Source organism: Seonamhaeicola sp. (assembly GCF_028281565.1).
GTDB lineage: Bacteria > Bacteroidota > Bacteroidia > Flavobacteriales > Flavobacteriaceae > Seonamhaeicola.
In genome coordinates, this window is the sequence record NZ_JANQJQ010000048.1 from 184007 (window position 1) to 196321 (window position 12315).

Consider the following 12315-nt stretch of genomic DNA (forward strand, 5'->3'; position numbering starts at 1 on the left):
ATACAACCTCATTAAAATGCTACGTTAACCCCAAATGTATAGGTTTTCGTTTGCGGATATATAAATCCGGTATTTGCAGCATTCAAAGGTGCAGGATCCGTATTATTAAAAGCTGCATTATTGGCAAAAGTTGAAAGGGATTCAGGATCGAAACCTTCAGGGTACTTAGAATTTACAAATGTTAAAAGATTCTCTCCACTAAAGTAAATTCGTAATTTATCAACGCCTATTTTATCGGTTACACTACTTGGCAATGAATATCCAAATTGTACGTTTTTCAACCTTAAATATGCGGCGTTATATATAAAAAATGAATTAACAAAGTTTTCATTTCTTCCATTATTAACGGCATGCAAAATAGGGTAACTTGCATCTGTATTTGTTGGTGTCCAACGATCCAAGTGTCTTTCTTGAACTTTCCCGTCCCTTACGAATGGGTGTGCAGCCATAACATCAAAAAAGGTATTCACTTTTCCCGCGCCTTGGAATAGTGCAGAAAAATCAAATCCTTTATAATTCGCGTTTAAAGAAAAACCATAAAGTAATTGCGGCGAATAACTTCCCAACGAGGTTCTATCGTTTTCATCTACAATCCCGTCTCCATTTAGGTCTACATATCTTATATCACCAGGAACTGGCGTACCTCCAAAAAACGATTGGTCAGGAGCTGCTGCGATTTCAGCATCACTTTGAAACAATCCTAAAGTTTCATACCCAAACAAATTGGATATTGGATCTCCGTTACTTCTTCCTGGAATTTCTGCATTTTCAGATAATCCACTTACAGTAGGTATTTTTGTGAAATATGTGAAGTTAAAATTCGTGCTAAATCTAAAATCGTTTCCAATAGTACCTTTATAGGTGATATTGGCTTCAATTCCTTCGGCATTGGAATCTCCAACATTAGCTAATGGTGCCTCTGCTCCTAAAGTACCAGGCAATTGCTCTAAAGCAAGGATGTCTTCCCTATCTTCAATAAAATAATCTGCAGTTACATTAAGTTTATAATTAAATAAGCTTGCGTCTAATCCAATATTGGTTTTAGTAATAGTTTCCCAAGTTAAATCCGGGTTAGAACTTCCTTCTATTAAACTACTTTGCGTAATACCACCTAGCCATAGGTCTCTTCCCCTAACATAAACTGGAGCAAATGCTAAGTTGGTAATTTCTTGATTACCTAATTGCCCCCAAGACCCTCTTAATTTTAATGTATTGATGGCATCAACTTTAAAAAATGCTTCGTTGCCTAGATTCCAACCCACAGAGAATGAAGGGAAAAACTCGGATCTATTTTCTGGTGCGAATCGAGACGTAGCATCACGTCTAAAACTGGCTTCTATCAAGTATTTTTCATCAAAATTATAGTTGATTCTTCCAAAATAAGATTCTATAGCATTTTCTTCTATTCCACTAGTAGCAATTAACGTTTCCGGGTCACCTAGTGCAATCTCATCGGAACTGTTATTTTCTGGAAGCCCATCTATACTTACTAGCTTTCTTTTGCCCTCCGATTGAATGGAATGATGTCCTAACAAAGCTTTTACATTATGCTTTCCGAATGTACCTTCATAATTTAAAAAGTTTTGAATATTGATATCTTGTCGCGTATAAGATTCCGTTTTAACACCTGGTACAGAAGCTCTTGAAAACTCGCCGGTTACCCGATACAATTCCAGGTACTTTTGCCAATTATTTACATCTTCATATCGCTGCGTTATACCAGAAATATTCGTAAAAGTCAATCCATTCACAATTTCATAACTTGCCTTAATACTTCCAATGATGTCATCTCTTTTTAGCATTTTTTCACCTTCAAATCTAGCTTGTGCAACGGCATTATACTCCTCATTGATTGCTACATAATTCCCATCGGCATTTTGAATTGGGATTGTTGGAAGCCCTCTATAAGCCATAAAGAAAACACTGTTTGCAGAAATAGATGGTTCTTTTGTATTGCCTCTACTCAAGGCCAAATTATAAGCAATATTAAGTTTATCGTTTACTTGTTGATCTAGGTTTAAACGTAAATTATAGCGCTTATAATTAGTATTGGGGATAACCCCGTCAGTATCCAAATGACCTAAAGAGGCATTATAATTAAACTTTTCAGTTCCTCCTGACAATGAAAAATGATATCGGTGCGTGGCTCCCGCCTCTGAAGTTACTGCACCCAACCAATCTTCATTAGGCAGGGTTCCGTTTTGATATCCTTGTAATTGAGCAGCATCAAATTCTGGTACCACACCATCATTTATCAAAGCCTCATTCCTTAACGTTGCATAATCAAAAGAGCTACCGAATTTTGGCAAATAGGTGAATTCTTGAAAGCCAACGGATGTATTGAAGTTCATTGTCAACTGCCCTTTTTTACCGCGTTTGGTTTTTATAACAATAACACCGTTTCCTCCTCTAACTCCATAAATAGCTGAAGCAGATGCATCTTTTAATACCGACATACTTTCTATATCATTAGGGTCGATATTATCAAGTGTAGACTCAATACCATCTACAATAATCAACGGTTCGTTGCTTCCTCCAAATGTAGTGACACCCCTAATTGAAATTGACGAATTATCGTTACCCGGGCTACCTCCTGGACTAGTAATGGTAAGACCAGACCCTGTACCCGCTAATAAATTAGAAACATTATTAGCTGCTCTGTCTTCTAAAGCTTCTTCGGTAATTACAGCGACTGCTCCAGTAAGGTTAGTTACTTTTTGCGTACCATAACCCACTAAAACTACTTCATCTAATTTAGCAGCATCCTCTTGTAATATAACGTCAATGTTGGTTTGGCCATTAACAGCAACCTCTTGGGTTAAAAACCCTATAAATGATACAATAATTGTTGCTTCTGGGTCTGAAAGTGATAATGAGTAATTTCCATCAAAATCAGTCTGAGTACCATTACTGGTACCTTTCTCTATAATATTTGCTCCAGGAAGTGCTTGACCATTGGTATCTTTTATAGTTCCTATGATGTCATGCCCTTGAATCGGGGTGTTTGACGGCTCAGATTTAGATTTTTCTTCGGGTACTTTTCTCTCTTTTAAGAAAATTTGAGTATTCAACAATTCATACGATGTTTTTGTTCCATCAAATAGTTTGCTCAAAACCGTTTCAATAGGAACATCCTCAACGGTTATAGAAACTCTACGATTCAAATCAACAAATCTAGTATTATACACAAATGTATATTTGGATGTAACCTCGATCTTGTCAATTACTTTTCTAACCGTTGTATTCTCAACATCTAAAGTTATAGCTTGCGAATACCCGTTACTAGCAAGCATACTGAAAAAAGAAGCGAAAACAAATAAAACGGTTAATTTCATTTTTAAATCAAATTTCAGAAAAGGCCAATACGCTCCTTTTCTTTCATGAAGTTTTTTCATATTTTTAATGTGTTAAAATAGTGAATGACTAATTTTGTTAGTTAATCACTTTCAATTACCGGGAAATGTGACAGCATTTTCCGGTTTTTTATTCTTGAAAAGTGATTTTTTAGTAAAATTTAAAGTTGTTGTTTAATTCATATAGTATCGTTTTTATGGTTAATTAATAAATATTGCATTATTTTTTATAGTGTACTTGACACCAAAACTTTTGTCAAACGCTTCTAAGATTTTTTCAATTGGAGGTTCTTCCTTAAACGTGGCACTAAAAATTTCATTTTTCAAATTTTTATTTGTTATGACAATTTTCATATTATACCTGCGCTCCAACTTTTTAACAATATTCTCGAATGTCATATCCCTGAAAACCAGGGCACCCTGCATCCAGGAAGTATATATACTAACATCAACTTCTTCGGTTACAATGTCCTCTGTTTTCTTATTAAGCGTTCCTTTAATACCAGGAACAATTTTCACACTTTCCGCTAAAGTATTAGTATCAGTATATAAACCAACAGATCCTTCTACTAGCACTACATCCGTAATGGCATCTTCCGGATAGGCTGAAACGTTAAATTCAGTTCCTAAAACTTCAACATTGAGTTCATCGGCATTTACAATAAATGGATGTTTTACATCGGAAGTAACATCAAAAAAAGCTTCCCCAATTAAAAACACCTGTCTTTGCTGGCCATTAATAAACTTTACGGGATACCTTAAAGAAGTTCCTGCGTTTAAATGGACATCTGTACCATCTGACAGCTGCACCTGAAATTGCTTGCCAAAAGGCACCGTTAACGTATTATATACAAGCTCCTCTGTTTCTGTGTTCTTATCATAAACTAATTGTTTGCCTTTTTGCTCACCAACCACATTACCCTCGGCATCTAAAATTTGAGAAACCCCATCTTCATTAATAATTTCAATATTTCCATTCTCCAATTGAAGGGTAATACTATCTTCAGGAATAATTACTTCAGGGGCCGGGGAAAAATATCCTGCCTGATATAAATAACCCATACCTACGAACACAATTATAGCTGCAGCATATTTCATCATTCTGGTGTACCTACGTAACCTAAATACCTTTTTCTCTTTATTAATTAACTCAAGAAACTGTTTCTTTGAGTCGTCTGCATCGAACATATCCATATTTAAATCAATTAAGTAATTGGACTTAACATAGTCTTTGAATATCTCATAATTCTTAGAATCTTCAAGCCATAATTCCAATTCATTTCGTTCGGAAAGTGTTGCTTGTTTTGTGAGATATTGTATTATTAATCTTTGTGTTTTTTGAGAAATCATTATTCACCCTTATATAATTCTATAACACAACAATTTTACGCAACCCTAACTTTTTAATAACATTTTTTTTAATTTCGCAATAATTGCACTCATCTATTATTTAAATTGCAACCCTACTTTATCATTAATAAATGAACAATAATCAACTCATATTTGGGCTTAAAAAAGGGGATTCTGAGGCCTATTCACAAATGTTTGACGCCTATCATAATATGTTATGTGCTTATGCCTACGAACTTACCAATGATAGAGATTTAGCTAAGGATATTGTTCAAAATGTTTTTGTTAATATTTGGAGAATAAGGTTGAAACTCAAAGATGATTTTGCCGTTAAGAGTTATTTATATCGTTCTGTATATAATGAATTTCTAAATCAGAATAGGAATAGAATGTATGTAGTTCCTCTTGACAAAAAATACATTGATTCTTTAAATTCTTTTGTTGAACAAGAAGACGAAAAATCCCTTGAAAGACTTATTAAATTGGTGAAAGGAGAAATTGAAAACCTGCCGCCAAAATGTAAACAAACTTTTTTATTGAGCAGGCAGGACGGTTTAAGCAATAAAGAAATTGCGGAGTATTTAAACGTTTCAGTTAAATCTGTTGAAGCTCATATAACAAAGGCCTTTAACCGTATACGCGAATCTGTTGGGAGTAAAATGGAAGGTATTTTGTTCTTGTTGTTTGGGATGAACAGAAAAAGTTATTCTGCTAATTAGATCTTGCAGTAATAATTAAGTTTTAGCCAACATTTGTGATTTATGGTATTTTCATGTACAAATGGATCTATCCGATAGTCCATTGGAACTTCTATCATTTTACTTCTTAAGTGAAACCGTAATGTAACAACGTATCTTAATTTTTAATTGATGAGTTTTTCAACTGTAACAAAACTATATCCCAGTGATTTACCATATGTAATTATTTGTTCAATAGCTTTTAATTTTTCCTGGGAATTTCCAAAATCATAATCATGAAAAAGCACAATGGCGCCATTATGCAATTGTTCTTTAAACTTTTGAAGCATGTTTTCCGAACTATTTTGAGTTTCATCCCAATCCATTGAAGTAACAGACCATAACACTGTAGTTATTCCTTTTTTTGCTAAAAAATCTATTTGTTCTTGTGTAATGGCTCCAAAAGGCGGCCTGAAATACCTGGGGCTTCCAATACCGTTAACTTGAAATTCCTTATTGGTCCTTTCTACCTGTAAATGCCATAAACTATCCGTTGGAGTTTCCCAACCGTTTTGATGGTCCCAACTATGATTTCCAATCAAATGCCCCGATTCCTTAGTAAATTTTATGATATCCCTTTTTCCGGAAAGGTTTTCTCCCAGCCAAAAAAAAGTTCCTTTTGCACTATGTTTATTTAAAAGCTTAATAATTTCTCTTGATAAGTCTGTAGGCCCGTCATCAAAAGTCAATGCCACTCTTTTTTGCAAACTATCTCCTCTAACAATACAATAGCCTGAGCTCTGATTTTCTTGCTTCAAAAAACGTTTAGGTAGCAATGATAAACTATCAACTCTTACTTTTTGTAAAACCGTTTCATCCGGGGTAAAGCTTTTAATCACCGAAAGATTTTTAGAGCTTGCTTTTATTTTAAGATCTTTAACCGGGCGCTTTGTTCTTAAAAGGATTGAAGCCACGCCGGCTTCACAGTTTATAAAACTTTCTCCAATAATTTCTGCATCTCCTTCAATAGTGAATATCACTTTACCCTTATAATCCGGAATGACAGTTTTATTGTCATCGGTTATATAGGCATGCACAAAAAATACATCTGAATCCTCTTTAAAAGCTATGTCATTAAAACCATCCATCTCAATTTGAATCTGAGAAGGCGCTTTAGGCGTATGTTTTACATAAGTAGCAGCCACTTGATTATTAATATACCCTTTTGCTTCTAACTTGCCAGCTTCAAAAGCTTCTATATGGAATGTAAACGGTGGATGTTTTAGATTGTTGGAAATACGATTTTGATCTGGTTTTTGCTGCCCGAGGCTAATGCCGTTTAATAACAATTCAACTTCTTCACAATTACTGAATACCCGAATATTTAAAGGGCTATTTTGTTTCCAGTCATTAGCAATATAAACCATTGGCTCACCATAGAAATCATCTGCATCACGCTGACTTTTATAAAAGTAATAAGCAGGTTTAGGTATCCTAAAGATGTCCATAATGCCAGAAGCTTCCAGGTCATTAGCATAACCCCTGTTATAATCATACATCACCCAATACCCATCAGCAAAGGCTGGAGTACTTAAATTATCGTTGTGAGCTTCCTGTATATTTGTTGCTTGTTGTAACAAACGAACTTCGCCAGAGCCCCTTAACTGGCGACTAGACCTGGCTTCTTGTAGTAAACCATTCCAACTATCTTGATTTAATCCGGCATTCATGGCATAGTATTCCCAATCTCCATATTCCGACACATTATAAGGCTTTGCCAAATCTTTGTCATAATGTTTTAACCTGTGTTGACGCGCCTGCAAATAGATATCGTATCCGTAAGATTGCCACCCTGCAGTAAAACATTGATCTCCCGGATATTCCTGATGGGCAATTGTTGTTAGTGAATCAATAAAGGCTTCGGGCATCCGGGATTCATTTAATGATACTTCCCAGGCTAATACCGAGGCATGATTTCTATCCCGCCTAATTAAGTCTCTTGCTGTTTGAAACACTTGCTCCTGAAACTTTCTATCCTCGCTAAAATATTGCCAGCCCAAAATGGCATCAATAGTAACAATACCCAGTTCATCGCAGGCATCCATAAAAGCAGGGGCGTGCGGGTAATGTGATAACCGAACGTAGTCAAATCCTGCTTCCTTAATTCTTTTGGCGTCGCGATATTGGGCATTATCAGAAAGCGCATAACCTATATACGGATATTCCTGATGACGGTTTACCCCCCTCAAAAATGTTTTTTCTCCATTTAAATAGAAGTCCTGACCTTCAAACTTCATAGTTTTAATTCCTATGCGCGTTATTTCCTGATCAACTACTGTTCCTTTCCTTATTAGTTCTGTTTTTAATTGATATAAATTTGGTGAGCCCGGGGACCATAATTCCGGGTTGACAACTTCAATCTCAGTAACTACCTCTTTACTATTATCCACAGATAACGCTTGCACTTCACTTTGAATCGATACCACTGTGCTATCACCTTTCAACAAGGTATTTTGAACAATGAATGAAGCTTCATTGTTTCCTTCATTTTTAATATGTGTCTGCACTCTAACTTTGGCCTGATCTTCTGACACTTCCGGACAGGTAACAAAAATGCCTCCGCCGGCCGTTTTGTTTTCAAGTATTGGATCTGTAATGTGTAACGGGTTTTTAACTATTAGCCAAACGTTTCTATAAATACCTCCATAAGTATTGAAATCCAATATTTCAAGAGGTTTAGGACCTGTAACAGGATTATCATAGTTATTCAATCTTACTGCAATGGTATTTACCTCATCGAATGTTGCCACCCTGGTAAAATCTACCACAAATGGTAAATAGCCCCCATGATGCTCCATTAATTTTTCTCCATTAACCCAAACTTCTGCTATGTTCATAGCCCCATCAAACTTTAACCAAAGCTTTTTTTTCTCGTACTTTTTAGATAACGAAAAGTTTTTGCGATACCAGCATATCCCTTGCCATTGATTATTTACAATTTTTGGTTCTACTCTAAGAGTATGTGGCAAACTAACTTTTTCCCAATTTTTATCATTAATCGCCTTCTGAAAATACAAGCTGTCTTCCTGGGATTTGGGTAGTAATATAAAAGACCAATCTTTATTAAACTTTTGCTTTTCAATATAGGTACTGTCTTCTTTATTGCATGATGATAGCACCATACAAACCATTAATAAGCATATATATTTCAAATTCTTCATTTACTCTAAATATATTTTTTGTAATTCCAGCTGTTGGTTTTCAGAGTGGTTTTCCGTTGGTATTCCAGGGCCAACAGATATTTGCAGGGCCTCAATTTTAGAAGCATCAAACTGACCTTCATCATTGGATTCAAACCAATAAGGCTGAAATACGGGATATGGTCTGGGTAATAATACTTGAGGGACTTTTTGTAGTTCATTAAATTTGACTTCAATTGGTTTCGGAGTATTTTTCATTTCCACAATTTTACCGAATACATTCCCATTTGTTAGTTGAAGCGCTATTTGCACTTTTTGGATTTCTTTGTCCCCGGAAGAACCAGTAACAATCAATTTATTTGTGCCCATGACCATTTCCTGCCACTTCTTTATTTTATCTCCTATCCATATTTTGAAAGTCATATCAGGTATTTCGGCATTTAAATCATCAATATAAAGGCTTAGCTTTTTATCAGATAAAAACTTTCCTGAGGTTATTCTTCCTTTATAGTTAACAGCTTTCCATTGCCTGGGCCAAATTGTATTTTCAATGTTTTCATTAGCATCGAACAATACTACTACCGGATCGTTGTTTACGATCTGGATTTCGTATTTGTCTTCGGAAATAAAGTCCCAATCTTCAGGACTGCCTTCAATTGTGTTAGGAAAGGTTATTGGCTTTTTATCTGTATGAACCACAATATAGTAACTAAACGTACCTCCCTTTATCTGTTCTTTTGGAATACTTACTGAATATGTGAATGCATCTTTTTTAGACATTTCATAATTTGCAGTTTTATGATACCCTGAAGGCCATACAACTTCTACCTTTGAAATCTTATTTGGAGCAACCACTTTAGCCGTCAATTGAATATCCCGGTTTTCCACTTCTTTCTTCTCAGGTTGATGCACCACGTAAACCCTATCAATATTTTCCCTGGGAGCAACATATTCGTTTAGTTGTATTCCCCGGAGCACCTGACTTGATTTAATTTCCTTATCAGCGTCTTTTTTTCTTAAGAGATAAGTGCCGGGAACGACATTGAATTGTGTCAAGCTGGCATTAGGTTCATACGTATTTCCATCATTCAATGGTACAATAGAAAAATCCGCTCCCAGGTCTTCGATGTTAATGTCCATCCATTGCTCATTCCATTTAATAACTGCTACAGCCTTGCTTAAACTTGGTTTCTTAAATGGGTCGTTTACCCATAATACATCAGGTAATACTTCCAGGCGCCATATCCCGCTATCTATTTTATCTAGAAAATATGCTCCGGTTCCGGAATATTTAACTACGGAAGATGTTCCAACTCCGGCAATGTGTTTGATTTCACTTACCGCAACAGGCTCACTTTCTGTTGAATTGGTATAATAAAATTTATCGTGACTGTTATATTCTGAAATATCTCTATCCGTATCCAATCGTGTATTTCCAAACTTTTTATTTTGAGGATAACGCCCAAACGATTGACCGCCGGACATCTCATGAAATATCTGGGAGGCAATCATTAGGGAAATTGCCTTTGAAGGCGTATAAACCAAATTCAGGTAATGGGTTTGATACTCCGTATTTGCGTAAGATAAGGCCAAAGGTTCATAGGCAAATTGTGCTGCGAACTGGAATTTAGCTTCACGAAAGCTTCTGGCCATGGCTGGATATAAATAAGACGTTGCCACATCAGCAGGGTCGAACTCATAAATAGCGCGTGCCTTATTTTTAAAATCTTTATTATCCTTAAATGGAATATTATAAACATCTACATTGGGTAAATAATTTCCTTTGAGTTCTTTATTATATACTAATCCCGTTGGGTACCATTGAAAGGTACAACCTTGTATATTTGCTTTACAATAGGCATCAATGAACTCAGAACGCTCTGATACATTATAAAAAATGGGATTTTCAAATCCGGTTCTTCGAATCACCTCCACCATTCTATTAATGTACTTTGTAGCTATTTCTCCATGATCGTGTTGGGGTTCATTATTTATTTCCAATGCAATGATATCGGGATCATTTTTATAAGCTATCCCCGTATAGGGATTGATATGATTTAAAAATTGTGTAAAATAACGTTCTTGCTTAAGTAAAATCGTTTCGTCACTGTATGTTTCAGGTTTGCTTAGGGCAGCGCTAAAGCCAGGTGCAGGAAACGGTTTTTCCGGATAGCCATTATCCCCAACTTTAAAGGGTGTAACAATAGTTTTAAACCCCCGTTCTTTCATTTTAAATAATGTATAATCTAACAGGTCTAATTGTGCTGATGGTATTAAATTCCCTTGAACATCGCTAATTTCAGCATCCCAAACATGAATTCTGAAAGCATCTAGTCCTAACCGTGCCATATGATACACGTCATCATCAATAGCCTTCTTATGGTCTTCACCTATGTAATTTATGGCCCTGAAACCATGTGCAAAAGGCAAGGTATAATTTGCACCGAACAATCGTATTTCACTATGGTCTTTTACCCATCTAAATACGCCTTCATCATCAACATATGTAGATGACTGACTGATACCGGGGAATGTTCCTAAAAAAAATATGATTACTATGAGTTCATTTATCTTCATTCTCAAAGTTTTTCAGATTACACTAATGCTAAAACTGCATTCCTAAATTGGCCTTATTATCAAAATCAAATAACGTGGCATTTTCCCAATGTGAGCCCTCACCCCATTGGGTAGCACAGTTTGTAGACACCCAGGCAGGTTCCCAGTAGATCAAACCTTCTCCACCTGCTGTTTCAATGGCTTCTTTTAATTTTTTTAAATAGTTTAATTGCCCGGACTGGGTGGCAGGGTATCCTTCTATTAATGAACTATCTCCCATTATATTATGTGCTGAATCTTTTGCCTCCAGTGTAAATGGATAGGCTGTTTCAACCACCATTAGTCTTTTCTTATAGGTTTGTATTAAAGTTTGTAAAGGCATGGAAATATTGTCCAGATCGTAGTCGGACCATTGTGGATAATATGAGAGTCCTATCCATTCAAAATCCATAACGCCACTGGCAACAGCATCTTTAAACCACCAAAGGGCATTTTCAGGTTGAGCAATATGCAGCAGTACATCTACATTTTTGTTTTTCGCTATTTCAATAGCTCTGACGGCACGAATGCCTTGATTTATTAAGTAGCTGTTTCGACCCCAATCAATTGGCCATTTCACATCTCCTTGTTGCAATATCATGGCGTTAATTTCATTTCCTATCTGAACCATTTCCGGTAACAAGCCTTCTTCAGATAGATTATTTAACACTTCAAATGTGTACTGATACATTGCATTTCCCAGAGCAACAGTATCATCCAGATAACTGATCCATGCTGCCGGTATTTCTTGCCTTCCGGGGTCGGCCCAGGTATCTGAATAATGAAAATCTAAAAGTACCTGCATGCCATAACCTTTAGCTCTGGCTATGGTTTTTTTCACATCATCATAATTGGAATATGAGGTCCAGGAAGGGTTATGCCATAAGCGCACCCTTACCAGATTTGTTCCTGCATCCGCAAAAATTTCAAAAGGATCTTGAACCTCATTAAGCTCATTCCTATAAACCGCACCGCAATCTTCCATTTCATTAACATATGACAGGTCTGCTCCTTTATAAAAATCAAGACCGGTTGTGGAAGGTTCATTAGTTTCATCTGACATTTCCTGACCAGCGCATGCCATTATTAAAAGCATCAGGAATATTATCCAAAAACTTATCTTTTTCATTAATACAAGGT

Annotated in this window: 6 protein-coding genes; 1 reads left to right on the forward strand and 5 read right to left on the reverse strand. The window is 35.9% G+C overall.

Annotated features, from left to right (window positions below):
* Positions 1-11: 11 nt before the first annotated feature.
* Both Q0983_RS21135 and Q0983_RS21140 read right to left on the reverse strand, forming a co-directional pair.
* Positions 12-3395 (reverse strand): TonB-dependent receptor, encoded by a 3384-nt coding sequence (locus Q0983_RS21135; protein WP_299557367.1) that lies wholly within the window; start codon positions 3393-3395, stop codon positions 12-14.
* 159 nt (positions 3396-3554) lie between these two features.
* A complete protein-coding gene (locus tag Q0983_RS21140; RefSeq protein WP_299557370.1) occupies positions 3555-4703 on the reverse strand; it encodes a FecR family protein in 1149 nt (382 codons plus the stop codon).
* Between the two features lie 131 nt (positions 4704-4834).
* Here Q0983_RS21140 and Q0983_RS21145 point away from each other — a divergent pair, with 131 nt between their 5' ends.
* Entirely contained in the window at positions 4835-5422 is a 588-nt protein-coding gene (locus Q0983_RS21145) for an RNA polymerase sigma-70 factor (RefSeq protein ID WP_299557373.1), read from the forward strand.
* A 143-nt stretch (positions 5423-5565) separates the two neighbouring features.
* On the opposite strand, the gene Q0983_RS21150 is transcribed toward Q0983_RS21145, so the two are convergent.
* Genes Q0983_RS21150 through Q0983_RS21160 form a run of 3 tightly spaced genes read right to left on the reverse strand, consistent with a single transcriptional unit; the run spans position 5566 to position 12304 of the window.
* Positions 5566-8601: a polysaccharide deacetylase family protein gene (locus Q0983_RS21150; protein WP_299557376.1), complete on the reverse strand. Its 3036-nt coding sequence runs from the start codon at positions 8599-8601 to the stop codon at positions 5566-5568.
* Complete coding sequence (locus Q0983_RS21155; protein ID WP_299557379.1) at positions 8602-11157, reverse strand: hypothetical protein; 2556 nt, start codon at positions 11155-11157, stop codon at positions 8602-8604. It abuts the gene before it with no gap.
* Between the two features lie 28 nt (positions 11158-11185).
* Positions 11186-12304 (reverse strand): glycosyl hydrolase 53 family protein, encoded by a 1119-nt coding sequence (locus Q0983_RS21160; protein WP_299557382.1) that lies wholly within the window; start codon positions 12302-12304, stop codon positions 11186-11188.
* Positions 12305-12315 lie beyond the last annotated feature (11 nt).

Excerpts from the sequence above, each read along its gene's own strand:
- Q0983_RS21155 (WP_299557379.1), bottom strand. The coding sequence starts at position 11,157 with ATGAAGATAAATGAACTCATAGTAATCATATTTTTTTTAGGAACATTC.
- Q0983_RS21150 (WP_299557376.1), bottom strand. The coding sequence starts at position 8,601 with ATGAAGAATTTGAAATATATATGCTTATTAATGGTTTGTATGGTGCTA.
- Q0983_RS21160 (WP_299557382.1), bottom strand. The coding sequence starts at position 12,304 with ATGAAAAAGATAAGTTTTTGGATAATATTCCTGATGCTTTTAATAATG.
- Q0983_RS21140 (WP_299557370.1), bottom strand. The coding sequence starts at position 4,703 with ATGATTTCTCAAAAAACACAAAGATTAATAATACAATATCTCACAAAA.
- Q0983_RS21135 (WP_299557367.1), bottom strand. The coding sequence starts at position 3,395 with ATGAAAAAACTTCATGAAAGAAAAGGAGCGTATTGGCCTTTTCTGAAA.
- Q0983_RS21145 (WP_299557373.1), top strand. The coding sequence starts at position 4,835 with ATGAACAATAATCAACTCATATTTGGGCTTAAAAAAGGGGATTCTGAG.